Origin of the sequence: Planctomyces sp. SH-PL62 (genome assembly GCF_001610895.1) — a bacterium.
Lineage (GTDB): Bacteria > Planctomycetota > Planctomycetia > Isosphaerales > Isosphaeraceae > Paludisphaera.
Genome location: NZ_CP011273.1, coordinates 2,268,937 through 2,293,054, shown reverse-complemented (window position 1 = coordinate 2,293,054; position 24,118 = coordinate 2,268,937). Strand labels below are relative to the sequence as shown.

Genomic DNA, 24,118 nt, shown 5'->3' with positions numbered 1-24,118 from the left:
GTTCATGCTTTCTCGAATCATGCGACACGACTGGCGGTGCCTGGCCGCCGACCGGACCGCCTGGCCGCTCGTCGCGCTGCTCGGCGCGTTCGTGGCCTACGGCGTCTACAACGGTTCCGCCTGGGTCCGCTTCCAGCGGGAGACCCTCGCCGCGGCCTCCCAGGATGAGGAGCAACGCCTCGCCGACCTGCGCCGGGACGCCGCGCGGGCCGACGCCGGCGGCGAGACGCCCGTCTCGTTCCTCGACCCGCGCACGCCGGGGGTGGTCGCCGGCTCGCGGGGCCAGCGCTACGCCATGGCCCCGCCGGGGCCGCTGGCCGCGATGGTCGTCGGACAGGCGGACCTGTATCCGTTCTATTTCAAGATGACGAACCGCACCAAGCAGACCTTCATCACCGGCGACGAGATCGAGAACCCCACGAACCTGCTCACGGGCCGGTTCGATCTCGGGTTCGTGGTCGTCTACCTGTTCCCGCTGCTGATCCTGGGGCTATCCTACAACCTCCTGTCCGCCGAGCGCGAGCAGGGGACGCTGGCGATGACCCTCTCGCAGCCCGTCGGGCTTTCCACTCTGGTGCTCGGCAAGGTGCTGGCCCGCGCCGCGGTCGTCATGGCGCTGGCGATCGGCCTTTCGGTGGCGGGAGGCTTGCTCGCCGGGGTCGACGTGCGGCAGGAGGGAGTGCTCGCGCGGGTCGGCCTTTGGATCGGGACGGTCGTCGCTTACGGGGCTTTCTGGTTCGGCCTGGCGCTGGCCGTGAACGCGCTCGGGCGGAGGTCGGCGACCAACGCCGTCGTCCTGGTCGCGTGCTGGATGGCGCTGGTCGTCGTCGCCCCGGCGCTCCTCAACGTCGTGGTGACGACCCTGCATCCCGTCCCCTCCCGCGTCGAGCTGGTCCAGGCCATCCGCGACGCCTCGGCGGACGCGTCGGCCCAGGGGAGCGTCCTGCTGGCGAGGTATTATGAAGACCACCCCGAGCTTGCGCCGGCCTCGTCGGCGCCGGTCCCGGCCGACTTCCTGGTCAAGCTGCAGGCGGTGCAGACCTCGGTCGACCGGACCATCGAGCCGGTGATGGCCCGCTACGACGAGCAGCTCGCGCGGCAGCAGACGCTCGTCGATCGCCTGCGGTTCCTCACCCCGGCGGTCGCGGCCCAGGAGGCCCTGAACGACCTGAGCGGGACGAGCCTGGCGCGGCACCAGGATTTCCTCGGCCAGGTCGACGAATACCACCGCGCCTGGCAGGAGTTCTTCATCCCGAGGATCATGCGGCGGGAACGATTCGCCCCCGAGGACTTCGAGGCGATCCCCGTCTTCCACTTCCGCGAGCAGCCGCTCTCCGCGATCGCCCCGCGCGTCGCCGCCGCCCTGGCGGGGCTGACGCTCCCGGCCGCGATCCTGGCGCTCGGCGGCCTCGCCTCGCTCCGTCGCTATCCGATCACCGGCTGAAGGGCCGTCGAACCGAACCCCGATCACCGTTCAAGTCTGGAAGGTTCCAACCGCCATGCTCGAAGCCGTCGGCCTCTCGAAGTCTTACAACGGCACCGTCGCCCTGGAGGCGCTTGACCTCAAGATCGAGCCGGGCGAGGTCTTCTGCCTGCTCGGCGCCAACGGGGCCGGCAAGACGACCACGATCAACCTATTCCTGAACTTCGTGCCGAGGACGTCCGGCGTGGCCCGGATCAACGGCCTGGACGTGGCCGAAAATCCGCTGGAGACCAAGCGGTTCCTGGCCTACATCCCCGAGCAGGTGATGCTGTACGGCAATCTCTCGGGCGTGGAGAACCTGGACTACTTCGCCGCGCTCTCCGGGAAGGGGCCGTATTCCGACGCGCAGATCCGCGCGTTCCTCGCCGACGCCGGCCTGCCCGACGAGGCGGCCGACCGTCGCGTCTCGACTTATTCCAAGGGGATGCGCCAGAAGGTCGGGATCGCCGTGGCCCTGGCCAAGGGGGCGAACGTGCTGCTGCTCGACGAGCCCACGTCCGGCCTCGACCCCAAGGCGTCCAACGAATTCTCGGTCCTGCTCAAGCGGATGAGCGACGCCGGCACGGCGATCCTCATGGCGACCCACGACCTGTTCCGCGCCAAGGAATCCGGGACGAGGGTCGGGATCATGAAGCACGGCCGGCTCGTCGAGACCCTGAAGACGGGGGCCGTCGATCACGCCGACCTGGAACGGATCTACCTGGAACACATGAAAGACTGAGGCCGCAGGCGCGGGCCGCGGCGGGATGAGACGTCCCGCCGGGCCCGGCCTTGCAAGGCATCGTTCACCGCGATTCGGCGACGACCGGGTTCTGGAGGGTGCCGAGGCCGTCGATCTCGACTTCGGCGACGTCGCCGGGCTTGAGCCAGCGGGGGGGCTTGCGCGCCATGCCGACGCCGGGAGGGGTCCCGGTGAAGATGAGGTCGCCGGGGGCGAGGGTCATGATGTTGGAGAGGTAGGAGACCACCTCAGCCACGCCGAAGATGAACTGCGCGGTCGAGGAGTCCTGCATCGTCTCGCCGTTGAGCCGGAGTCGGATGCCGAGGGCCTGGGGGTCGGGGATCTCGTCGGCCGAGGTGAGCGCCGGGCCGGTGGGGGCGAAGGTGTCGAAGGTCTTGCCGGCGGTCCACTGCTTGGCGGGCTTGTTGAGCTGCCAGTCGCGGGCCGAGACGTCATGGCCGGGCATGTAGCCGCCGACGTGCTCCAGCGCCCGCTCGCGGGGGATGCGGCGGCCGCCACGGCCGATCACGACGACCAGCTCGGCCTCGAAGTCGACCTCGGCGCTTTCCGGGGGGAGGACGATCGGCTCGCCGTGGGCGATCAGCGTGTTGGGGTACTTGCTGAACAGGACCGGCTCGGCGGGGATCTCCGCGCCGCTCTCGATGGCGTGGTCGCGGTAGTTCAGGCCGATGCAGAGGACCTTCTGGGGGTCCGGGATCGGCGGGAGCAGCCTGACCGTCGCCGGGTCGATCGTCGTCGCGGCCTTCGCGGTCGCCTCGGCGGCCCGGCGGACGCCGTCCGGTCCCAGGGCGAGGATGGCCTTCACGCTCGCGGGGAGGCCGGGGTCGGCCGCGTTCAGGTCGACGTAGCCTTCATTCCTGACGCCGCAGGCGCGCGGCCCTCGATCGGTCTCGACGGTGACGAAGCGCACGATTCCGGCTCCCTTTCCCCAGGGTCGATGGGGAGTGATACGACGGTCGGTCAAGTTGGGTTGGATTGGCTTGGCTTCAAGCGGGCGGGTTCAGAGGACGTGCCTGGCGGCGTCGCGATCCAGGTAGAGGGTCGCGCCGGGGCGTCGTCGGAGGGCCGAGGCGGGGCAGGATTCGCCGATGGGGCCCTTGAGGGTGGCCAGCACGGCGTCGGCCTTGCGAGGGCCGACGACGACCACGGAGACGACGTCCGCGCTGAGCAGGGCGGGGACGGTCAGCGAGTAAGCATGGGTGGGGACGTCGGCGAGCCGATCGAAGCAGCCGTCGTGGACCTGCTGCAGCCGGCAGGCCTCGTCGAGCTTGACGATCTTGATGAGGACCGGGTCGGCGAAGTCGGCGACCGGGGGGTCGTTGAATGCCAGGTGGCCGTTCTCGCCGATCCCCGCGCAGACGACGTCGATCGGGTTCGCCAGGAGCAGATCCTCGTATTCGACGCAGGTCCGCAAGGGACGCTCGGTGCGTTCGCCGGGGATGAGCCGGAGGCGGTCGCCGTCGAGCCCGACGAGCCCGAACAGGTGCTCGTGCAGGTAGCGCCGGAAGGAGGCCGGGTGGTCGCTCGACAGGCCGAAATACTCGTCCATGTGGAAGGCGACGAGGCGGTCCCAGTCGATCTCCTGGGCGGCGATCAGGGCGGTGAGGAACTCGTTCTGGCTGGGGGCGGCGGCGAAGACGACGTTGGCGCGACCGGCGGCCTTCTGGCGCTCGGCGATCGTGCGGGCCACGGCCGCGGCGGCTGCGCGGCCGACCTGGGCGCGATCCTCGAATACGAGGACCTGGAGGTCGTCGACCGCGAAACGTGCGAGCGGTTCGGCAGGTGGCGGGGTCATGGGCGCGGCAAAGCCTCGTCATCGGGGCGTCGGGCGGACCGGATCGACCCTAGACGATAGCGGAAACGAGCCCGGTCCGCCACCGCTCGGCGTCGAGCGGGGACGGCGGACGGCGCGAGGGGCTCAGGAGAAGGCCATCTCGCGGGACGGGCGGGACCGCGAATCCCCCCGGAGTTCCTGGCAGAGCTTCTGGCATTCGACCAGGTCGCCCAGCAGCGAGTCGGCGAGGAACGACTGGGTCGGGTCGTCCTCGGCCCACTGGAGCTGATCGTGGCACTGCGACATATGCTCGATCAAATCCTTCATCCACAAGAGGGTGTGACGCCGATTTCTCATCGTGGAATGATCCTTCATTCAGGTCCATCGTGATCGGGGAACGCGGCCGATCCGCTCTCTGCGGGGCCGCCGACGCTTCCAGACGTCGCCGACGATCCCCAGTAAGAGCAACCCGCATGCCGACCCCCAGGACGGTCGCGAGGGTGAGGCCGAACTCCAGGTGGAATCGAAACTTGAGCGAAAATCGACAAATTTCGCGAGGACTTGCGTCGGCCTCTTTCTCCTTGTAAGAGTTACATTCTGGGAGGAAATCGGTCGGATCGACCGATCGCCTCGGCGCGCGCCGGGGGCTGTGACGGCTTTCCAAAGGGCGCGCCGAACCCTAGACTGGCCAGAGAACAGGGTCCCCAGGAGGCACGGACTACTATGAGCGCGTGGGAACCGTTCTCGATCACGACGTCGGAGACTCAGGCTCCCGAGCGCGGCTGGGGGGGGCTGGGCGAATGGCCCCGGTCCGTCGTCCGTTGGCTCCTGGGCTGGGGCGAGGACGAGCGCGAACTCCCCCTGACCACCGGGCGTTCGGCGCGGTTCCAGAACATCTGCATCAGCCGCGAGGCCGGCGCCGGCGGCGGCGCGATCGCGCGGATGGTGGGGCGTCGACTGGGCTGGAAGGTCTTCGACCACGAGCTGCTGGAAGCGATCGCCCACCGGATGCAGACGACGGTCGACGAGGTCCGGACGTTCGACGAGCTGGCCCCCAGCGTCATCCAGGACTGGCTGCTGCCGCTCCGCGAGGAGCATTACGCCCCCCAGGAAGCCTACCTCGACCACCTGGCGAAGCTGCTGGAGGCGATCGGCCGCGCGGGGCAATCGGTGCTGGTGGGGCGCGGTGCCGGGTTCCTCCTGCCGCGCGAGACGACCCTGTCGGTGCGGGTCGTGGCCCCGTTGAAGGCCAGGGCGTATCGGCTGGGCGAGCGGATGGGGGTGTCGCCCCGGACGGCGAGGCGGGCCGCGAAGGACCTGGACGCCCGCCGCGCGGCGTTCGAGCGGACGATGCACCGGGTCAACAGCGCCGATCCGCACAACTACGACCTGGTGCTCGATTCCCACAGCCTGAGCCTGGAGATCGCCGCCGAGGTCATCATCCGGGCCGTCGAGGCGGGCCGACCGGGCGCGCCGGCCGTCGTCGGAACTTCCTCGGGCGCCGCGCCCTGGACGATCCCCCCCGTCGACTCGCCGACCGCCCGCGCGACGGCCGCGACGCCGGGCCCGGTCGGGCCGCCGCCGCCGCCGATCGTCGACGCGCCGCCGACGGTCGCGCCCGACGCCGCGGACCGCCCCGTCTGACGGGACGGTCCGCTTCAAGTCACTGGTCGTCGCCTTCTCGACCGCCCGAAGGGGCCGGGATCGCGTCGGGGGAGCCCACGATCGAATTCGGCCTCAAGGCCCGGTGGCTCCAGTGGCTCCGGTGCCGCCGGTAGCCCCGGTGGCTCCCGTGGCCCCGGTGGCTCCGGTGCTGCCAGGAGGGGTCGGGTTCGTCTCGGGGGAGCCCACGATCGAACTCGGCTGGGGGTCGCCGGAGGTACCCCCGGAGGCTCCGGTCGCCCCGGTGGCTCCCGTGGTGGTGCCGGCGTCGTTGTCTGCCATCTCATGCTCCTCTTGTTGGCCAGGGGGCGTGACGGTTGGTCTGGGAAGGCGTCGCGAACATTGCAAACATTTCTACGCGGTCCGCGGCGCTCCTTTACATGGATTAGCAGGCATTCATGGAGGGCTCGGATCGTCGCGGGGAGTCGGCGGGGGTGCGAACGGCGGGTCGGGGAAGCCGAGGTCGTCGTGGAGGGCTCGGTCGGCGGCGCGGTCGAGGATGGTCATCAGGCCGAGGTCGTCGCGGAGGCGGGCCCGGTCGTCGTAGCCCAGGTGCAGGGCGAGGCGCAGGTCGTCGGCCGCCCGGTCGGCGTCGATCGCTCGGGCGGCCTCGCCGGCGGCGGTCGGGAGCGGGGATCGGCCGTAGCCCACGAGGCACGCCCTCGCGGCGGCGCGCGAGGCGGAAGCCACGAGCCCTCGGGCGGATCGGGCGTCCCACAGGCCGACTCGCCCGGCGTCCGCGTCGGCGGCCTCCTCGCCCCGGCCCTGGAGCCTCGCGACGCGGGCCCGAAGCCAGAGGACTTCGGAGAGCCGGTCGCGGGCGGCCGGCTCGGGTCGGCCTCGGAGGCGGGCCTCGAGCTCCCGCAGGGCCGCCGCCGCCTCGTCGGACCGCCCCTCGACGATCAGGCCGACGACGCGCCGGGTCTCGGCGGCGGCGAGGGCGTCCTCGCGCGCCGCGGCCGACGGGGCGGACCGGCCCTCGCGGATCGTCGCGGCCAGTTCCTCGAACCGGGCGATCGCGCCGGGGGCGTCGCCGGCCTGGAGGGTCAGGTCCCCGATGGTGGCTGCGACGTCCACGCAGATCGCGAATCGTCCCCCGAGAGCGGCGTCGCCCCGGATGACTTCGAGGGCGGCGCGGGCGGCTTCCGCGGCGATCGGCGCCGCCTCGTCGAGTTCGCCGCGGTCGGTGTACTGCTCCGCGAGGTTGGCCAGGCTCAGGACGAAATGGAATCGGTAGCCGGGTGCGTCGGGCGCCCCGGCGAGCGCCAGCCGGTGTTCCGCGATCGCCGACCGGAACGGTCCCAGGGCGGCCTCGTGGTCGCGAAGGTCGTCGTGGAAGCAGCCGATGGTGTTCCAGGTCCGGGCGAGGTGGTGGTGGAGCGTGGCGCGATCGGGGTCCTGGCGGATCAGCCCCTCGAAGACCTCGCGGGCGCTGTCCAGGGAGCGCAGGGCGTCTGCGTCGTCGCCGATCCGATGCTGGGCGTGGCCGCGTTCGCGATAGGTCCGCCCGAGCTGCATCCGGTAGCGCTGCACCGAAGGATGGGCCGTCGCCAATTCCGAGCCGCGAGCCAGGCTCTGCGCGTAGGCTTCGTCGGCCTCGTCGTACAGCCCCCGCGTCGTCAGGATGTCCCCCACGTTCTCGTAGCTCAGGCTGAGGAGCTCGACGAGTCGGAGCGGCCGGGGCGCGTCGACCGGCGCGTCGCGGAGCAGGTCCAGGCAGAGGCCCTGGAACTCCCGGAACGCGTCCAGGGCCGCCGTGGAGTCTCCGGCGGTGAACGCGGCGTAGCCCTGGTTGTTGATCACCTCGGCCAGCGCCTCGCGGTAGAATGCGTTGCCAGGATCGGCGTCGAGGAGCCGCCGCAGGACCTGACGCGCGCGAGTCGAGGCCGCCCGACTCTCCTCGAACCGCCCCAGCCTGGCCTCGGTCGCGGCGATGTCGGAGAGGCTGTCGGCCAGCTCGACCTCCAGGTAAGGCTTGGGGCTCGGGAGGGCGGCCAGCGACTCCAGGTCGGCGACCGCGAGGTTCAGGACGTCGAGGGCGGCGCGGGGCTGGTCCATCGCGTTCCGGGCCTTGCCCAGCTGGCGGAGCGTGTCGGCCCGACCGGCGATCAAGTCGGCGTCGCCGGGCGACGCCCCCAGAAGTTCGTTCCACGTCGACAGGGCCGAGGCGAACGGGCCGACGGCCTCGCGGGGGGAGGCGATCACCGCCTGGACGACCCCGACGTTGTGATAGGCCGTGGCCAGCCGACGCCGCAGCCTCGGGTCATCCCGGCGATCGGCCACGAAGCCCTGGTAGTATTTCAGGGCGGTCCCGAGCAGCTCGGCGCGGAGGCGGCGGAGGTCGACGGAGTCCTCGCGGCTCAGGAGGGTGTCCTGGCTGATCCGGGTGAAGGATTCGTCCACGGCCTGCTGGGCCAGGTCGAAGCTGTGCTCCGCCTCGACGTGGGCGTCCCGCTCGCCCCGCCAGGCGCGGTTGATGGCGAACGCGGCGGCCGTCGCGACGAGGCTGATCCCCAGGAGCGCGGCGGCGGCGGCGTAGGCCCAGGTGCGGTGGCGTCGGATCCAGCGCGAGAGCCGCTCGCGAGGCCCCTCGGGGTGGGCCGAGACGGGCTCGTCGGCCAGCCAGTTGTCGACGTCGCGCGCCAGGGCGGCGGCCGAGTCGTAGCGGTCCCTGGGGCTGCGGGCCATCGCCTTGAGGCAGACCGACTCCAGCGCCGGCGGGATCGACCGCACGACGGCCTTCGGCGGCGACGGCCCCCGCAGCACGGCGGCGATGACCGTGTGAGGGTCGGCCCCTCGGAACGGCGGCTCGCCGGTGAGCAGCTCGTAGAGGGTCGCCCCCAGGCTGTACACGTCGCTCCTCGGGCCGATCCGTTGGAGGTCCCCGACCGCCTGCTCCGGGCTCATGTACGACGGGGTGCCGATCCAGTCGCCGGGGCTGGTCCCGGACCCCGAGGACGTGAACGAGCCCTCCCCCGAGGGGGGGATGTCGGCCGAGGCCCCGGGCCCGATCACCTTCGCCAGCCCCCAGTCGACCACCAGGGTCTCGCCGTAAGGGCCGACCATGATGTTGCCGGGCTTCAGGTCGCGGTGGATGCATCCCTGGCTATGGGCGTACTCCAGGGTGTCGCACGCCCCCAGGAACCGTCGCAGGAGCTGCCGGAACTCCACGCCCCAGGACTGCTCGGGGTCGGCGCCGGCCGCCTCCGCCGTCGTCCGGGATTTGTGGAAGTCCCGGATCGCCACGGCCAGGCTGTCCCCCTGGATGAACCGCATCGCGTAGAACGGGCGGCCCTCCTCGTCCTCGCCGAGGCTGTAGACCGGGACGATCCCCGGGTGCTCCAGCTTGCCGGTGATCTCCGCCTCCAGGAGAAACCGGGCGCGAAGGTCGTCGCGGTGGGCGAGCGGGGGCTGCAACTCCTTGAGGGCCACCTGGCGCTGGAGCTGACGATCGCGTGCTTTCCAGACCTGGCCGATCCCTCCCTTCGCGTGGATGTTGATCAGCTCGTACCGCTCGTCGTAAGGGGGGCGGGATGGCGAGGGGGCGCGCGCGGCCGACGCCTCCCCCGGATGGCCGCTCGACGGCGCGGCGAGGGTCGCCAGGGAATCGGCTTCCGTCGGCCCCAGGAGGGGGTCCGCACCGACGTTCCAGGCGGCCAGGCTGCGGCCTAAGTCGCGACCGTGGGCCTCATAGTGGGCCGAGGCGAGGGCCGCAAGCGTCCGCAGCCGCTCCTCGTCGAGCCCGCCGAGGTCCTGGAGCATCTCGGCCAGCGAGGCCCCCGGCGCGCGCGACCACTCCGCCAGGATCGACGAGGCCGATTCCCGGGAGACCGCCCCCGTCAACCCCGCCAGCACGGCGCTCAGGACCTGCTCATCAAACCCGGAGCCGACCCCCTCGCTCATCGGCCCCCCCAAAGTGGAACAGCATGCAGCGGAGGTCTCGGATGCGACCGCCCGATGTCTCCCTCCCACGCCTGCATTGTGCTCGATTGGAGGGCGGTAGGCAACGGGATGATCCGGGCCGACCCACACCCGGGGGCGACCCTAGCCATCGGTCGACCATGACAGGGCGATCCGCCGGACCGCCGTCGGCAGGTGGGAGGAGAGGGAGTCGGTCAAGGACGTGATGAGAACCGATTCCATCCGGCGGTGCGTCGGTTGCGACGAAAAGCACCGCGCGGCCGGGACGTCACCGGAGTGTCGCCCGGTCGCGCGCATCAGGGTACCACTTACGAGACAGGAGGGTCGGTCAGCGACCCGGGCCGAAGCCCCCGACGCCCAGGCCGGGCCGGACGCCCAGGCCGGAGGCGGGGCCGCCCAGGCCGCCCGGGTTCGCTCCCGCCGCACCGAAGCCGAGGCCGGGCCGGACGCCCAGGCCGGAGTACGGGCCGCCCAGGCCGCCCGGGTTGTAGCCCTGCTGGCCATAGTACCCGCCGGGATAACCGGCCGTGCCGCCGCCATACCCGGCGTCGTAATAGCCGCCGGCAGGCGCGGCGTAACCCCCGGCAGGCGCGGCGTAGCCGCCCCCGGCGTCGTAGTACCCGGTGGGGCTCGCATACGAGGCCCCCGCGTAGCAGGTCGTGACGGCGACCGCGCGGGCCCGACGCTTGTGGCACGCCTCCGACGTCGTCGGCCAGGCGAGAATCAGCATCGAGGCGATCAGAAGACTCCCCTTCAAGGTGCGCATCATGATCGGTTCTCCCCGGGGACTCGCAGCGATCGCGGAGAACCGCACGATCGCGATGCCTCGCGTCGACGAGCCGATCCCGTGCGCGTAGTCTATGGAGCCTGAGTGTCGAAAAGCAACAGATTGGGAATAATAGGTTGAGTGTTTGTGCAAGACGTGCTGGATCGTGCGTTGCATGGGCGTTCGACGCCCTCCTTCCCACGATCCCTGGGACCGAGGTCGGCCGGGGGACGCCGAACGATCAGGGCGCCGACGGCCGGTCAGGACCCGCGGCGTCGGGCCGGTGATGCAACGAGCCCGGACGCCGAACGTGCCGTGCGGGCGTCGTCCCGAACGGGATTGAGGGGCGGCGTTCGAAAAGGAAACTCGCCCCGGAGGCGTTCAACGCCTCCGGGGCGGGCTCTTGCAAACCGCCACGCGACTCGCCGAGGATCAGAACGCTTTGACGATGGCGGACGACATCTGGTAGTCGAACGCCTGCGGCCCGACCACGGGAACCTCCCAGTAATTCAGGAAGTACCAGTTGCCGGTGATCTGGAAGCGCGTGCCGGCGCCGAGGCCGACGTAGGCCGGCCGGCCGCCATCCTCAAGCGGGACGACGACGTTGCAGTTGCCGTAGAGAACCAGGTCGCCGAACGGCACATCGTGAGGCGTGAAGTAGCGGCCGATCGCCAGGTCGCCGTTGTACGTCGTCTGCGAGGTCGATTCGCCGAACAACACCCCACCGTCGGGGGTGAACGTCGGGGCGGGCCGCTGGTCGTTCTTGTTCAGCGGGACGTTGATGCCCGACCCGCCGCGGACGACCCACGCGCCGCCCGGGTTGCTCCAGAACGAGTAACGCGGGAACACGGTCATCAGTTTCCCTCCCGTCCCGCTCTGGCCCGTCGGCACGATCGCGCCGAGCGTGAACAACTGCGTGAAAGCCTTCGATTCCGAGAGGAGGAACGACCCGGCCACGGAGATGTCGCCGAAGTCCGAGCGGTAGCCGCGGCGAGGGTCCTCCGTGCCGTTGGCGGTGACGAACGGGACGTTGAGGAACAACTCGAATCGGCGGCTGAAGGGGAGGAAGACGGCCCAATCTCCTCGGTACGACTCCCCTCCGTACGGCCTGTTCAGGTTGTTCTGGTAGATCCCGTCCACGAGCCAGAGGCGATAGAACACGCCTTCGAACGAACCCAGCCATCCGTGGCGCGGCGTGAGGCCGGTTTCCCCGGCGGGGCCGCCCGCCCAGGGCTCGAGCCAGCCCTCGCTGAAGAAGCTGCCGAGCGTGAGCGGCCGCCACTTGCCCTCGGCCGAGGCGTCGCCGAACATCGACTCGGTGATCGTGTCGAAGAGGCCCATCTCGACCCGGGGCGCCAGCGGCGCGCCGCCGGGATAGTACGAAGGTCGGGGACTGATGGTCGGCATGGGCGCCGCCACCGACGGATCCGCGGTCTCGACCACGTCCGCGAAGCTAAGAGCCGGCGTCTCGGCCGACGGCGGCAGGGATTGCGCCCGGGATTGACCAGGGGACACCAGGGATAAGACGGCGAGCGCGGCGGCGAACCCGCTTCCTCGCAGGGGGAGAGTCTGGCTTCCTGCCATCGATCTACTCCTATGACGATATCGGCCTCAAGTTTCCCAGTCGTTGGGACGGGCCGTCTGTGGGCCATCGCTCGGCATCCTTCGCCGGCATACCTGGGCGCTCCGGTAGGCATGTCTCGATTCGACCGGAGGGGGGCTCTCACTTCTCTAAAAGTCGTCCCTGGTTGCTGGATCGTCGATTTCTGTCTTGCTCGGCGGAATCCCCGCCTCAGGTTGACGGTCGAGAGGTTCTCCGTCGCCTTGGGATGCGGTCGGCCCTCGGCCGGCGCAGCGGGGCCCGCTTGCGGCGATTGCGGGGGGGAACGGGACGTGCCTGAAGGGGAGTAGGCGGCCTCAGTTTCAGGGTGGTGATCGGGTGGGGAGCCGTCGATCGAGGTGGGGCCGGCGATTTTTCGCAATTAATCGTGCGAGAAATTGGAGAAAGGGTCCTCGGGCGAGTAGACGAGGCGGAAGGGTGCGTCTACAATAGGGTTCCGCGAGCGGCGTGGAGGCCGGGAAGGCCGATTCCCAAGGGGTCGACGAGCCAAGCCATCGGGAGGCGGATTCGATGTCGGAGTCGTCGGATCGGGCGTTGCTGGATCTGATCCGCCGCCGAGGGCCGCTGACCGTCGGCGAGATGTCGCAGGAGACGGGCGTGACCGGGACGGCGGTCCGGAACCGGCTGTCGCGGCTGCTCGGGGCCGGGCTGGTGGTGCGGGAGACGCGGCAGGACGGCCGGGGCCGCCCCAAGCACGCCTACCAGGCGAGCGTCGAGGCGCACAAGCGGCTGGGGCAGAACTACGCCGATCTCGCCGTGGCCCTCTGGGAAGAGATGATGGGGACGGTGGAGGACCGCAAGCTCCGCCGGGTTTTGTTCATGAGGATCACCGAACGCCTGGCCGAGATGTATCGGACTCAGGTCAAGGGGGACGGATGGGAAGGCCGGCTGACTCAGCTCAGCGGCCTGCTCCAGGTCCGGGGGGTGGAGGCCGAGGTGGCGCGGGACCGCGAGGACCTGCCGCCGTTCCTCCGGCAGCACTCCTGCCCCTATTACGAGCTGGCCGAGCTGGATCGGGCGATCTGCGCGTTGGAGCGGAAGATGTTCGAGAAGGTGCTGGGCAAGGGGCTCCGGCTCAGCCAGTGCCGGCTCGACGGCGGTCGTTCCTGCGACTTCGAGGTCAAGCCGACGGTTCCGGCCCCGATGGCCCTGGAACCGACGCCCCCGGGGTTCGCGCCGCTGTCATTCGAAGAGGACGTCAACAGGGTCTAATGCTGATGAGCAAGGTACTTCGGATCGAGAATCTGCGCGTCGCCGTCGAGGGCAAGGAGATCCTCCGCGGGGTCGACCTGACCATCAAGCAGGGCGAGGTCCACGCGCTGATGGGCCCCAACGGCTCGGGCAAGAGCACCCTGAGCTACGCCCTGATGGGCCACCCCAACTACGAGGTGACGGGGGGCTCGGTCACGATCGACGGCCAGGACGTCCTTGAGATGGAGCCCGACGAGCGGGCCAAGGCCGGGATGTTCCTGGCGTTCCAGTACCCCACGGCGATCCCCGGCGTGACGGTGGCCAACTTCCTCCGGCACGCGGTGACCAACGTCCGCAACCCGGAGCGCAAGGACGGCCAGGACCTCATCCCGATGCGCGACTTCCGCAAGGAGATGCGTCAGGAGATGGACGAGCTGGGCATGGACCCCGAGTTCGCCCGCCGCTACCTCAACGAAGGCTTCTCCGGCGGCGAGAAGAAGCGGGCCGAGATCCTCCAGTTGGCCATGCTTCGCCCCGCCTTCGCCGTCCTCGACGAGACCGACAGCGGCCTCGACATCGACGCCGTCCGGATCGTCTCGGAGGGGGTCAACCGGGTCGCCGCCAAGCACGCGACCGGCATCCTGGTGATCACCCACTACGAGCGGATCCTCACCTACATCAAGCCCCAGTTCATCCACATCCTCTTCGGCGGCCAGATCGTCGAGGAAGGGGGCCCCGAGCTGGTCAAGCAGCTCGAACGCGAGGGCTACGACTGGGTCCGCGCCAAGTATCCCGAGGCGGCCCGCCGCGCGGAGGAGCTGGAAGCCTCCAAGACGGACCACCAGGGCGTGGGCGCCTGACGCGCCGCCCCCCCCGCCGACCCGACCCCGCGCCGCCGCACGGCGGCGCGGCCGACACCATACGCGACAGGGAACGAGACGCGGGGAGCACCCCCCTACGACGAAGGGACCCGAGATGGCGACCGATCTGAACCTCCAGGTTGCGGGCATCAAGGAAGATGACAAGTACGGTTTCCGCGACTCCGACGCCAACTACGCCTTCAAGAGCGGCAAGGGGCTGTCGAGGGAAGTCGTCGAGCAGATCTCCGAGATGAAGAACGAGCCCGCCTGGATGCGGGACTTCCGCCTCAAGGGGCTGGAGACGTTCCTCAAGAAGCCCACCCCGACCTGGGGCGGCGAGCTGGCGGAGCTGAATTTCGACGACATCCGCTACTTCATGAAGGCCACCGACCGCCAGGGGCGGAGCTGGGACGACGTCCCGGCCGAGATCAAGAACACGTTCGACAAGCTCGGGATCCCCGAGGCCGAGCGCAAGTTCCTGGCCGGCGTCGGCGCGCAGTACGAGTCAGAGGTGGTCTACCACAGCCTCCGCGAGGACCTGCAGAAGAAGGGCGTGATCTTCGTCGACACCGACACGGCGGTGCGCGAGCACCCCGACATCATCCGCGAGTACCTCGGCACGATCATCCCGATCGCCGACAACAAGTTCTCGGCCCTGAACTCGGCGGTCTGGAGCGGCGGCTCGTTCGTCTACATCCCCGCCGGCGTCAAGGTCGACATCCCGCTGCAGGCCTACTTCCGGATCAACGCCGAGAACATGGGCCAGTTCGAGCGGACCCTGATCATCGTCGAGGAAGGCGCCCAGGTCCACTACGTCGAGGGCTGCACCGCCCCGATGTACTCCTCGGAGAGCCTGCACTCCGCCGTGGTCGAGATCGTCGTCAAGAAGGGCGGCCGGTGCCGCTACACGACGATCCAGAACTGGGCGAACAACATCTACAACCTCGTCACCAAGCGGGCCGTGGCCCACGAAGACGCGCTCATGGAGTGGGTCGACGGCAACCTCGGCAGCAAGCTGACGATGAAGTATCCGGCCGTCTACATGGTCGGCCCCGGCGCCCGCGGCGAGATCCTCTCGATCGCGTTCGCCGGCAAGGGCCAGCACCAGGACACCGGCGGCAAGGTGGTCCACGCCGCCCCCCACACCAGCTCGCGGATCATCTCCAAGAGCATCAGCAAGAACGGCGGCCGGTCCAGCTACCGCGGGCTCCTGAAGGTCACCGACGGCGCCAAGGGCTCGAAGTCGAACGTCGTCTGCGACGCGCTCATCCTCGATCCGGAGAGTCGGTCCGACACGTATCCGTACATCGAGATCGACGAGGACGACGTCAAGATCGGCCACGAGGCCAGCGTCTCCAAGATCGGCGAGGAGCAGCTCTTCTACCTGAGGAGCCGCGGCCTCTCCGAGGCCGAGGGCTCCACCCTGATCGTCAGCGGCTTCATCGAGCCCCTCGTCAAGGAGCTGCCGATGGAGTACGCCGTCGAGATGAACAAGCTCATCCAGCTCCAGATGGAAGGCTCCGTCGGCTGACGGCCTGACGGCGGGGCGACCGGATGGGGCGGGAAGACGGCCGTTACGACGAGATCCGCCGCGACGTCCTGGACGTCGCGGCGATCGGTCGTCATCTCTCGGTTGGAAGCCGAGGAACGTCGCGAAGCTCAAACGCCACCTGTTCCTCGAGGAGCACCTCCTCGATCGTTACGTGAAGCTCGGCGTCCCCGCCGTCATGGCGCGATTCGACGCCGACGTCGCGATCGCCGACTCCTGGGAGCGACTCAAGGCCGGCCGGGCGACCGAGGTCGACCGGCGCTTCCTCCGGCACGAGACCGCGGAGGCGTGGTACATGCGGAAGCACGGTCCCAGCTATACTCGAGCCCATACGGCCACGCAGAGGCGTTATCCGGTGCCCCCGGAATTGTGGAGCTGAGGCTATGCGGTTCTCCCGAATCGACGGGCTGGACGTCGTGACCCGGATCACCGGCCCGATCCACCATTTCCTGGGGATCGAGTTCGGCCGCGGCCTCGCACGCGAGGCGCGCGTGGAGCGGGTGGATTCGGAGGGCGCCCATCACGACGTCGAGGTCGCGGGCTCCACGCCCCCCGACTCGGTCCGCCGAGAGGTCGCTCGCGCCAACAAGCGGCTGGGATCGAAGTTGGGCGCCAGGGTCATCCGTTATTGCACGGACGATCCCGCGATCCCCGGCGTCTACGAGCGACTCGCGGAAGCCCTCGCGGAACGCGTCTTCAAGGACGGGGCCGCGCCGCAAGACCAGGGGGCCCCGGCGCGAAGGCGCAAACGACCCTCCTCGCTGATCCCGATCGCCCGGATCCTCTCCCCCCGCAAGCCGACGAGTCCGCCTCCGTCCTCCGCCATCGGCCCGATTTCGGCCGATGCGGGGCGGTCGCTCCCGTCTCGCGACCCCTTCCGGATCCGTCAGGATTCCTTGCTCCACCGTTATCGATGGCGTCTCCTGCTGAACTCTCTTTCGCACGACGAACTCAGGCGGCTCGAGAAGGAACTGGAACGCTCGAAGCGACGAAGACGATCCCCGGCGAAGTAGCGCGGTCGCATGCCGCGCCGATTTTTTGGACGCGTCCACTGACATCAGATTGATCGAGATGCATTCCCGATGACGACCGCGACTCCGACATCCGAGACGATCCCAGGCGGATTCACCGAGGCGAGCTTCGAGGCGTTCCTGAAGGGGCGCGACGAGCCCGGGTGGCTGGTCGACCGCCGCCGCGAGGCGTTCGCGCGGTTCCGGGCGTTCGCCTGGCCGACCTCGCGCGACGAGGAATGGCGGCGGACCGACATCCGCGCGTTCAAGCTCGACGCCTTCGCCCCCCCCTCCCCCCCGAGCCGCGAGCCGGGCCCGGCCGCGACGGCCGCGTTCGCCCCCCTCTGGGAGTCGCTCAGCTCGCACTACGGGACCGGCGTCGCGCACGTCGACGGCTCCCTCGTCCATCGCCCCGACCCGGCCAAGCTCGGTGGCGCGGTCTTCGTCGACCTGGAGACGGCCGTCAAGGACCACCCGGAGCTTCTCCGAAAACACCTCATGACCGACGTCGTGAAGCCGTCGGACGACGTGTTCGCGGCGCTCCACGGGGCCTTCTGGAGCGGCGGCTCGCTGCTCTACGTCCCCAGGGGGGTCAAGGTCGAGCTCCCCCTGTTCAGCATCGCCGGCCTCACGGCCGAGGGCCGGACGGACTTCGGCCACACGCTCATCGTGCTGGAGGAGGACGCCGAGGCCACGCTGGTCCGCGAGACCGCGAGCGCCGGCCGGGGCGAGACGCCGGGGCTCCACGTCGGGGCGGTCGAGGTCGTCCAGGAGGCGTCGTCGAAGCTCCGGCTGGTCAACATCCAGAACTGGGACGCGGCCACCTGGCACTTCACCCGCGAGCGCGCGGTGGTGGGCCGGGACGCTTCGCTGCAATGGACGGTCGGCGCCCTGGGGTCGCGGCTGTCGAAGGTCAACCAGGAGGTCGCCCTGGCCGGCGAACGCGCCGCGGCCCAGGTCAACGGCGTCATGTTCACGACAGGCAGGCAACACCTCGCCTACTTCACGCGGCAGGACCACCAGGCGCCCCACACGACCAGCGACCTCCTCTACAAGGGGGGCCTCAAGGACCACTCGCGGACCGTCTGGAAGGGGATGATCCGCGTCGAGAAGGACGCCCAGCGCACCGACGCCTACCAGAAGAACGACAACCTCATCCTCTCGGACTCGGCCCGAGCCGACTCGATCCCCGGCCTGGAGATCGAGGCCAACGACGTCCGCTGCACCCACGGGGCCACCGCCGGCCGGGTCGACGAGGAGATGATCTTCCTCTGCCAGGCTCGGGGCATCCCCCGCGCCACGGCGGTCCGCCTGATCGTCGAGGGCTTCTTCGCCAACGTCTACGACCGCATCACGCTCGACCCGGTCCGCGAGACGCTCCGCCAGGCCGTCGCCGAGAAGCTCGGAAATTCTTGATCACCGGTAAGTCAGGGAGTCAGTTGCAATGGGGGAAGGTTACGCGCGTCCGGAAGTCCTCGTCTCGACCCAGTGGGTCCTGGACCATCTCGACGATCCCAAGGTGCGGATCGTCGAGAGCGATGAGGACCTCCTGCTCTACGACCTGGGCCACGTCCCGGGGGCGGTGCGGATCGACTGGCAGGGGGACCTGCAGGACCAGGTCCTGCGCGACTACATCGACGCCGAGAAGTTCGCCGAGCTCTGCCGCCGCAACGGCATCGCCGAGGACACGACGGTCGTGTTCTACGGCGACAAGTCGAACTGGTGGGCCTGCTACGCCTTCTGGGCGTTCACGCTCTTCGGCCACAAGAACCTAAAGGTCATGAACGGCGGCCGGAAGCTCTGGATCGACGAGGGCCGGCCGATCTCACGCGAGACGCCCAGGTATCCGGCGACCACGTACCAGGTCGCCGGCGGCGACGAGCCGGCCATCCGGGCCTTCCGGGACGACGTCCTGGACCACATCCGCGCCAAGAAGCCGCTGATCGACGTGCGGAGCCCGAAGGAATTCACCGGCGAGATGCTCCACATGGAGGACTACCCGCAGGAGGGCTCCCTCCGGGGCGGCCACATCCCCGGCGCCCGGAGCATCCCCTGGAGCCGCGCCGTCAACGACGACGGCACCTTCAAGTCGGCCGCCGAGTTGAAGGCCCTGTACGAAGGGGAAGCCGGCCTCAAGCCCGGCGACGACGTGGTGGCCTACTGCCGCATCGGCGAGCGATCCAGCCTGGCCTGGTTCGCCCTGACCTTCCTTTTGGGCTACCCGCGGGTTCGGAACTACGACGGCTCGTGGACCGAATGGGGCAATCTCGTCCGCGTCCCCATCGAGCGAGGGGCGGGCGCCTGACCAGGTCGACTTGCCCGGGCCGCCGCCGCGGTCAACAATGGAAGTGAACCCGGAGGGACGGCGACCGGCCCCATCCACCGGCGTCGCGCGTGCGACGCCGGGCGTCGAGGCCGCCGCCCCCCCCTCCCCGAAGGAGCAGACGAACTCGATGCCCGCCGCACTCGACGCCATCATCACGGAACTCCACGAGTCGGACCGCCAGGAGCGGATCGAGCTGCTCCTCGACTTCGCCAAGAACCTGCCGCCGCTGCCGCCGGAGCTGGAAGCCCGCAAGGACGCCGAGCATCGCGTGGAAGAATGCCAGTCGCCGGTCTACCTGTTCGTCGAGATGATCGGCGACCGGGTGGCCCTCTACGGCGACGCCCCCGCCGAGGCCCCGACCGTCCGGGGCTTCGTGTCACTGCTCCTGGAAGGGCTCAACGGCGCCTCCGCGGAAGACGTGCTCAAGGTCCCCAGCGACCTGGTCGACCGTTCCGGCCTGACCGAGGTCCTGGGCATGCTCCGGGTCCGCGGCCTCAGCGGCATGCTGCGACGAATCAAGCGCGACGTGACTCGGGTCGCGTTCGCCTCCCACGGCTCCACCCCCTGATCGAACGAGACGAACCTCCATGTCGGAAGCCGTGAAGATCGCCGAAACGACCGAGTTGGCCCCCGGCGGCAAGAAACTGGTCGAGGTCGACGGCCGCGCGCTGGCCCTGTTCCGGGTCGGCGACGACTACTACGTCATCGACGACGTCTGCACGCATGACGGCGGCCCCCTCGCCGAGGGGGACCTCTGCGGCGTCGAGATCGAATGCCCGCGCCACGGCGCGCGGTTCGACGTCCGGACCGGGGCCGTGCTCTGCTTCCCCGCCGTCGAGCCGGTCGCCACCCACCCGGTCGAGATCCGGGGCGACGGCGTCTACGTCCGGATCGAAGACTGAACCGCAACCCCCCCGACCCCGAGGACCCCGCGATGATCGAGCAAGAGGCGCTCGTCCAGGCCCTGAAGACCGTTCTCGACCCCGAGCTGAACGTCAACGTGGTCGACCTGGGATTGGTCTACTCGGTCAAGGCGGGGGAAGACCACGCCGACGTCGAGATGACGCTCACCTCGCCGGCCTGCCCGATGGGCCCGGAGATCCTCCGCAACGCGGTGGCCGCGCTGGAGAAGGTCGAAGGGGTCGCCAAGGCCAACGTCAAGCTGGTCATGTCACCCCCCTGGACCCCCGAGCGGATGTCGGACGACGCTCGGGACGAGTTGGGGATGTTCTGAAGCTCCTCCCAAGAATGAGGACGAGATTGCATCGTTGCGATCAGGCCTTGCGGCGTTGATCCGGTGCACTGGGTAAGTCGAAAGAAATGGCGTTTGTCGCCTTGGGGCAGCTTAAGAGGGAGGGGCGTTGCCGAATCGCCACGCGGAGCGTCCTGCTTTCATAAAAAGGCTCGCTGCTGATGACGACACGTTCGCCGTGTGTTAACTTGGCCCGGCGTGGGTGGGAGGTGAACGAGCGTCGATCCGACAGGGATTCCTGGAGGTCGCGACGGGCGTGGACTCCCATCGCCGATAGGCCAGGCGTCGTCGCCTCGGGCCTATCATTTCGAGACCGACGACCCAGCGTGTGGGGCCCAGTGGCTCCCTTTTACGGGATCGAGCGCCGTGGCTCGGAAGAAAACACCTAAACTGCGCCTCAGCATCAAGACGTCCTTGTCGCGTCGCCTCCGGGAGATCCGCCAGGAGCTTTTCGGCGACCATGGCGGACCGGAACTGGCTCGCCGCCTGAACCTGCCCGCTCGTACCTGGTACAACTATGAAACCGGCGTGACCGTCCCCGCCGAGGTCCTCCTGTCGTTCATCCAGTTGACCGGGACGTCGCCGACCTATCTGGTCTCCGGCGAGGGGGCCCGATATCTCGGCGCGGGGGAAGATCGCCAGACGGCCGATCTTTCGCCGGTCGAGTTGATCCGTCGAGGGCTCGAGAAGCTGGAGCGGGAGCGGGCCGCCCAGTCGGCGTCGCCGGTCGGCGAATCCAAGTCGGCGTCCGGCCGCGAATGCCACGAATTCCAGTCCGTGCCGGTCTTCCCCCCGGAAGAGCTGATGCGGCCGACGCTCGACCCGAAACGGGCCGAGGGCCGCGTCCTGGCCTATCCCCAATGGTTCCCGCACCCGGCCGAGACGATCGCCGTGCGGGTCGCCGACGACTCGATGGCCCCGATCCTCGCCGAGGGCTCGGTCGTCGCCATCGACCGGTCCGAGACCGATCCCGAGGCGTTGCAAGGCAAGCTCGTGGCCGCTCGGTCGGAAGAGAAGCTGGTGATCCGCTGGCTGGATCTCAGCGGGCGGCACCTGATCCTCAGGCCCAACCAGCCCGGGCGCGATCATCCCCTGGCGGCGGTCGAGCTCGACGAACTCCCCGCCGATTTCCTCATCGGCCGTGTGGTCTGGTCCTGGAGCCGGTTCGGCGAGGCCTGAGCCGTCCCCGCGCGAGGCGAGCGATGCCGCCCCCACGCTCCTCCAACTTGCGGCCGGAGCAGCTCTGGCAGGCCGCCCGCGAGCCCCTGTTCTGGCTCGACCCCGACCTCCGGGTCGTCTGGGTGAACCCGGCGTTCGAGACGCTGGCGGGGATCCCGGCCGACGCGGTGGTGGGCGTCTCCTGCCCCGCCCACGGGCCGTCCGGCGAGGGGGACGCCGCCGACCTGGCCGCCGCCCTCTCCCCCCCTCCCGAGGCGCTCGCCGGCCGGGCCGCCTCGACCGCCGCCGTGTTCGTCCGCCCCGACGGCGCTCGCTCCCGACGGGTCCTGGCCTTCCTGCCGTTCTCCGACGCCCAGGGGGGGCTCCTGGGGCTCCTGGGGCGGGTCCTGGCCGCCGACGAATCGCCGTCGCCGTCCGAGCCCGAGTCGGAAGGTCAACGGCTTCGCGTCCTCCTGATGGACGCTCGCGAGGCGATCCGAAAGCGATACGGCATCGATTCCCTGGTGGGCGCGGGTCCGTTGCATCGTCGACTGCTGGAGCAGCTCCGGGTCGCCGCGACCGTGCGCCGGCCGGTGCTGTTCGTGGGCGAGCCCGGCGTCGGCAAGCGGCACGTCGCCCGCGCCGTGCATCAGCTCGGCGGCGGCGACGCCGCGACCCTCCGGGCGCTCGACTGCGAGGCCCTCCCCGCCGCGATCCTCGATCGCGAGCTGTTCGTCCCGGACGACCCGGACGCCCCACTCGCGCGACCCCGGCTGGCCGCGGCCGACGGCTCGTCGCTGCTCATCGGCGATCTCCCGGCCCTCCCGCGCGACCTCCAGGCGAAGCTGGCCGCCGCCCTCGACGACGACGCCGGCCGGGTTCGGATCCTGGCCGTGGCGACCGGTGATCCCGAGGCCGCCGTCCGCGCCGAGACCCTGCGCGAAGACCTGTTCCTGGCCCTCTCCATCTTCGTCATCCACCTCCCCTCCCTGCGCGACCGCCGCGACGAGATCCCTCTGCTCGCCCAGAACTTCCTGGAACGGCTGAACCGCCGCGGCGGCGGCCAGCGGTCGGGATTCACCAGGGCCGCGGAGGAGGTCCTCACCTCTTATCATTGGCCGGGGAACCTCCGCGAGCTGGCGCGAGTCGTCGAGCACGCCCACGGCCGGGGCGGGGCGAGCCTGATCGCGGCCGACGACCTTCCGGCCGCCATCCGGGGCCATCTCGCCGAGGCCTATCCGGCCCCCAAGCCGCCCCCCCCCCGCCCGCTCGACGAGGTGCTGGTGGACGTCGAGCGGCAATTGATCGAGAACGCCCTCGCCCGTTCCCGGCGCAACAAGTCGCGCGCGGCCGAGATCCTCGGGGTGTCGCGGCCGAGGCTCTATCGACGCCTCAAGGAGCTGGGGTTCCCGGACGTGGACGACGAGGGCTGAAGTCCGGTTCGCCTTCTCAGCGGGGCGGGATTCTGTTAGGGATCTGCCGCGAGACGTCGCCGGTCCTGTGCCGTCACGACCGGCCGCACCCTCCGCCATGAGCACGGAAGCGAGCGACGACCGATGAAGATCTTCCTCTCCGCCGGGGAGCCCAGCGGCGACCTCCACGCCGCCAACCTGATCCACGCCATCCGCGAGCGCGTCCCCGACGCCGAGTTCACCGGCTACGGCGGCCCCAAGATGACCGAGGCGGGGGCGACCCTGGTCTACCCGCTGGTCAACCTGGCGGTCATGTGGTTCCTGAGCGTCTTCCAGAACATCGCCACGTTCCTGTGGCTGATCGTCCGGGCCGACCGCTGCTTCCGCGACGACAAGCCCGACGCCGTGGTCCTGGTGGACTATCCGGGCCTGAACTGGTGGATCGCCCGGCGCGCCCGGGCTCGCGGGGTGCCGGTGTTCTACTTCGTCCCGCCCCAGCTCTGGGCCTGGGCCGGCTGGCGCGTGGAGAAGGTCCGCAAGTTCGTGGACCTGGTGCTTTGCAGCCTGCCGTTCGAGCCGGCCTGGTATCGCGAGCGGGGCGTCTCGCACGCCGTGCACGTCGGCCACCCCTACTTCGACGAGCTTTGCGAGCGCGACCTCGACGAGGCGTTCACCACGGCGCAAGAGGCCCACGGTCGGCCGCTGCTGGCGATCCTGCCGGGATCGCGGACGCTGGAGCTGAAGCGGAATCTGCCGATCCTGGCCCGCGCCGCGGCCAAGCTCGCGAAGCTCCGGCCCGACGTCCGGTTCGCCGTGGCCTGCCTGCACGACAAGCACCGGGCGCTCGCCGAGGAGATCATCGCCGACGCGCTGGCCGACGCCGCGGTCGACGGCCTCCCCGCGCCCGACCTGGAAATCTTCTCCAACCGGACGCCCGAGCTGATCCGGGTCGCGGACGTCGCCTGGTCGGTCTCCGGCTCGGTGAGCCTGGAGCTGATGATGGAAGCCCTGCCGACCGTGATCCTCTACAAGGTCCGGCCGATCGACCTGTGGATCGCGCGGCCGTTCATCAAGGCGAAATACATCACCCTGGTGAACCTGCTGGCCGACGCCGAGCTGATGCCCGAGTACCTGACCAGCCGGGACGTCTCCGACGACCTGGTCCGGCACGCCGAGACCTGGCTGGGAGACCCCCAGGCCCGGGCTCGGACCACGGCCGAACTCGCCGCGCTCCGCTACACGGCCGCCCGCCCGGGGGCGACCTCGCGCGCCGCCGAGGAGATCCTGGCCCGGCTCCGCGGGCCGGCCCCGGAAGACGCGGCGTATCGCGGCCCCCACGCCCGCGCCGTCAGCCTGGAGTCGATCGAAGAGGCCGACGCCGGCGCCTGAGC

Annotated in this window: 22 protein-coding genes; 16 read left to right on the top strand and 6 right to left on the bottom strand. The window is 69.9% G+C overall.

Annotation, left to right across the window (positions count from 1 at the left end):
• Positions 1 to 4: 4 nt before the first annotated feature.
• The gene (locus tag VT85_RS08810; protein ID WP_082858460.1) at positions 5 to 1,444 is read left to right on the top strand and encodes an ABC transporter permease; all 1,440 of its coding nucleotides are present in this window, start codon (positions 5 to 7) and stop codon (positions 1,442 to 1,444) included.
• 55 nt (positions 1,445 to 1,499) lie between these two features.
• On the top strand, positions 1,500 to 2,204 hold the full coding sequence (locus VT85_RS08805) for an ABC transporter ATP-binding protein (protein ID WP_068413471.1): 705 nt from the start codon (positions 1,500 to 1,502) through the stop codon (positions 2,202 to 2,204).
• A gap of 64 nt (positions 2,205 to 2,268) precedes the next feature.
• Here the strand turns inward: VT85_RS08805 and VT85_RS08800 are convergent, their stop codons facing one another.
• The 3 genes from VT85_RS08800 to VT85_RS08790 form a co-directional block, all read right to left on the bottom strand.
• Entirely contained in the window at positions 2,269 to 3,135 is an 867-nt protein-coding gene (locus tag VT85_RS08800; RefSeq protein ID WP_068413468.1) for a fumarylacetoacetate hydrolase family protein, read from the bottom strand.
• A gap of 90 nt (positions 3,136 to 3,225) precedes the next feature.
• Positions 3,226 to 4,020: a 6-phosphogluconolactonase gene (locus tag VT85_RS08795; protein WP_068413466.1), complete on the bottom strand. Its 795-nt coding sequence runs from the start codon at positions 4,018 to 4,020 to the stop codon at positions 3,226 to 3,228.
• Between the two features lie 123 nt (positions 4,021 to 4,143).
• Entirely contained in the window at positions 4,144 to 4,356 is a 213-nt protein-coding gene (locus tag VT85_RS08790; protein ID WP_068421683.1) for a hypothetical protein, read from the bottom strand.
• 366 nt (positions 4,357 to 4,722) lie between these two features.
• Here VT85_RS08790 and VT85_RS08785 point away from each other — a divergent pair, with 366 nt between their 5' ends.
• Positions 4,723 to 5,643, top strand: a complete 921-nt coding sequence (locus tag VT85_RS08785; protein ID WP_068413463.1) for an AAA family ATPase — start codon at positions 4,723 to 4,725, stop codon at positions 5,641 to 5,643.
• 414 nt (positions 5,644 to 6,057) lie between these two features.
• On the opposite strand, the gene VT85_RS08780 is transcribed toward VT85_RS08785, so the two are convergent.
• The 3 genes from VT85_RS08780 to VT85_RS08770 form a co-directional block, all read right to left on the bottom strand.
• Positions 6,058 to 9,564, bottom strand: a complete 3,507-nt coding sequence (locus VT85_RS08780) for a serine/threonine-protein kinase (RefSeq protein WP_156512761.1) — start codon at positions 9,562 to 9,564, stop codon at positions 6,058 to 6,060.
• Positions 9,565 to 9,910: 346 nt separating this feature from the next.
• Positions 9,911 to 10,351, bottom strand: a complete 441-nt coding sequence (locus tag VT85_RS08775; RefSeq protein WP_156512760.1) for a hypothetical protein — start codon at positions 10,349 to 10,351, stop codon at positions 9,911 to 9,913.
• A gap of 429 nt (positions 10,352 to 10,780) precedes the next feature.
• The gene (locus tag VT85_RS08770; protein ID WP_156512759.1) at positions 10,781 to 11,755 is read right to left on the bottom strand and encodes a hypothetical protein; all 975 of its coding nucleotides are present in this window, start codon (positions 11,753 to 11,755) and stop codon (positions 10,781 to 10,783) included.
• Between the two features lie 724 nt (positions 11,756 to 12,479).
• On the opposite strand from VT85_RS08770, the gene VT85_RS08765 reads away from it, so the two are divergent.
• The 13 genes from VT85_RS08765 (at position 12,480) to lpxB (ending at position 24,116) form a co-directional block, all read left to right on the top strand.
• A complete protein-coding gene (locus VT85_RS08765; protein ID WP_082858947.1) occupies positions 12,480 to 13,181 on the top strand; it encodes a helix-turn-helix transcriptional regulator in 702 nt (233 codons plus the stop codon).
• Positions 13,182 to 13,186: 5 nt separating this feature from the next.
• Positions 13,187 to 14,020, top strand: coding sequence for a Fe-S cluster assembly ATPase SufC (gene sufC / locus VT85_RS08760; protein WP_068421681.1), 834 nt, complete (start codon positions 13,187 to 13,189; stop codon positions 14,018 to 14,020).
• Positions 14,021 to 14,135: 115 nt separating this feature from the next.
• A complete protein-coding gene (gene sufB / locus VT85_RS08755) occupies positions 14,136 to 15,551 on the top strand; it encodes a Fe-S cluster assembly protein SufB (RefSeq protein WP_068413452.1) in 1,416 nt (471 codons plus the stop codon).
• Positions 15,552 to 15,723: 172 nt separating this feature from the next.
• Complete coding sequence (locus VT85_RS08750; protein WP_068413448.1) at positions 15,724 to 15,948, top strand: hypothetical protein; 225 nt, start codon at positions 15,724 to 15,726, stop codon at positions 15,946 to 15,948.
• Between the two features lie 4 nt (positions 15,949 to 15,952).
• Positions 15,953 to 16,582, top strand: a complete 630-nt coding sequence (locus tag VT85_RS08745) for a hypothetical protein (protein WP_068413445.1) — start codon at positions 15,953 to 15,955, stop codon at positions 16,580 to 16,582.
• A gap of 69 nt (positions 16,583 to 16,651) precedes the next feature.
• Positions 16,652 to 17,995, top strand: a complete 1,344-nt coding sequence (sufD, locus tag VT85_RS08740; protein WP_068413442.1) for a Fe-S cluster assembly protein SufD — start codon at positions 16,652 to 16,654, stop codon at positions 17,993 to 17,995.
• 28 nt (positions 17,996 to 18,023) lie between these two features.
• The gene (locus VT85_RS08735) at positions 18,024 to 18,884 is read left to right on the top strand and encodes a sulfurtransferase (RefSeq protein ID WP_068413439.1); all 861 of its coding nucleotides are present in this window, start codon (positions 18,024 to 18,026) and stop codon (positions 18,882 to 18,884) included.
• A gap of 148 nt (positions 18,885 to 19,032) precedes the next feature.
• Positions 19,033 to 19,473, top strand: a complete 441-nt coding sequence (locus VT85_RS08730; protein WP_068421678.1) for a SufE family protein — start codon at positions 19,033 to 19,035, stop codon at positions 19,471 to 19,473.
• Positions 19,474 to 19,492: 19 nt separating this feature from the next.
• Entirely contained in the window at positions 19,493 to 19,807 is a 315-nt protein-coding gene (locus tag VT85_RS08725) for a non-heme iron oxygenase ferredoxin subunit (protein WP_068413436.1), read from the top strand.
• Between the two features lie 32 nt (positions 19,808 to 19,839).
• Positions 19,840 to 20,139 (top strand): metal-sulfur cluster assembly factor, encoded by a 300-nt coding sequence (locus tag VT85_RS08720; RefSeq protein WP_068413432.1) that lies wholly within the window; start codon positions 19,840 to 19,842, stop codon positions 20,137 to 20,139.
• A 432-nt stretch (positions 20,140 to 20,571) separates the two neighbouring features.
• Positions 20,572 to 21,336, top strand: coding sequence for a helix-turn-helix transcriptional regulator (locus VT85_RS08715; protein ID WP_197491179.1), 765 nt, complete (start codon positions 20,572 to 20,574; stop codon positions 21,334 to 21,336).
• Positions 21,337 to 21,359: 23 nt separating this feature from the next.
• Positions 21,360 to 22,748, top strand: coding sequence for a sigma 54-interacting transcriptional regulator (locus VT85_RS08710; protein WP_068413427.1), 1,389 nt, complete (start codon positions 21,360 to 21,362; stop codon positions 22,746 to 22,748).
• A 123-nt stretch (positions 22,749 to 22,871) separates the two neighbouring features.
• Positions 22,872 to 24,116 (top strand): lipid-A-disaccharide synthase, encoded by a 1,245-nt coding sequence (gene lpxB / locus VT85_RS08705; RefSeq protein WP_068413424.1) that lies wholly within the window; start codon positions 22,872 to 22,874, stop codon positions 24,114 to 24,116.
• Positions 24,117 to 24,118: the final 2 nt, after the last annotated feature.

What these genes read in the sequence shown, in the direction of transcription:
- VT85_RS08810 (WP_082858460.1), top strand. Translation starts at nt 5, where the DNA reads ATGCTTTCTCGAATCATGCGACACGACTGGCGGTGCCTGGCCGCCGAC.
- VT85_RS08805 (WP_068413471.1), top strand. Translation starts at nt 1,500, where the DNA reads ATGCTCGAAGCCGTCGGCCTCTCGAAGTCTTACAACGGCACCGTCGCC.
- VT85_RS08795 (WP_068413466.1), bottom strand. Translation starts at nt 4,020, where the DNA reads ATGACCCCGCCACCTGCCGAACCGCTCGCACGTTTCGCGGTCGACGAC.
- VT85_RS08790 (WP_068421683.1), bottom strand. Translation starts at nt 4,356, where the DNA reads ATGAGAAATCGGCGTCACACCCTCTTGTGGATGAAGGATTTGATCGAG.
- VT85_RS08785 (WP_068413463.1), top strand. Translation starts at nt 4,723, where the DNA reads ATGAGCGCGTGGGAACCGTTCTCGATCACGACGTCGGAGACTCAGGCT.
- VT85_RS08780 (WP_156512761.1), bottom strand. Translation starts at nt 9,564, where the DNA reads ATGAGCGAGGGGGTCGGCTCCGGGTTTGATGAGCAGGTCCTGAGCGCC.
- VT85_RS08775 (WP_156512760.1), bottom strand. Translation starts at nt 10,351, where the DNA reads ATGATGCGCACCTTGAAGGGGAGTCTTCTGATCGCCTCGATGCTGATT.
- VT85_RS08770 (WP_156512759.1), bottom strand. Translation starts at nt 11,755, where the DNA reads ATGCCGACCATCAGTCCCCGACCTTCGTACTATCCCGGCGGCGCGCCG.
- VT85_RS08765 (WP_082858947.1), top strand. Translation starts at nt 12,480, where the DNA reads ATGTCGGAGTCGTCGGATCGGGCGTTGCTGGATCTGATCCGCCGCCGA.
- sufC (WP_068421681.1), top strand. Translation starts at nt 13,187, where the DNA reads ATGAGCAAGGTACTTCGGATCGAGAATCTGCGCGTCGCCGTCGAGGGC.
- sufB (WP_068413452.1), top strand. Translation starts at nt 14,136, where the DNA reads ATGGCGACCGATCTGAACCTCCAGGTTGCGGGCATCAAGGAAGATGAC.
- VT85_RS08745 (WP_068413445.1), top strand. Translation starts at nt 15,953, where the DNA reads ATGCGGTTCTCCCGAATCGACGGGCTGGACGTCGTGACCCGGATCACC.
- sufD (WP_068413442.1), top strand. Translation starts at nt 16,652, where the DNA reads ATGACGACCGCGACTCCGACATCCGAGACGATCCCAGGCGGATTCACC.
- VT85_RS08735 (WP_068413439.1), top strand. Translation starts at nt 18,024, where the DNA reads ATGGGGGAAGGTTACGCGCGTCCGGAAGTCCTCGTCTCGACCCAGTGG.
- VT85_RS08730 (WP_068421678.1), top strand. Translation starts at nt 19,033, where the DNA reads ATGCCCGCCGCACTCGACGCCATCATCACGGAACTCCACGAGTCGGAC.
- VT85_RS08725 (WP_068413436.1), top strand. Translation starts at nt 19,493, where the DNA reads ATGTCGGAAGCCGTGAAGATCGCCGAAACGACCGAGTTGGCCCCCGGC.
- VT85_RS08720 (WP_068413432.1), top strand. Translation starts at nt 19,840, where the DNA reads ATGATCGAGCAAGAGGCGCTCGTCCAGGCCCTGAAGACCGTTCTCGAC.
- VT85_RS08710 (WP_068413427.1), top strand. Translation starts at nt 21,360, where the DNA reads ATGCCGCCCCCACGCTCCTCCAACTTGCGGCCGGAGCAGCTCTGGCAG.
- lpxB (WP_068413424.1), top strand. Translation starts at nt 22,872, where the DNA reads ATGAAGATCTTCCTCTCCGCCGGGGAGCCCAGCGGCGACCTCCACGCC.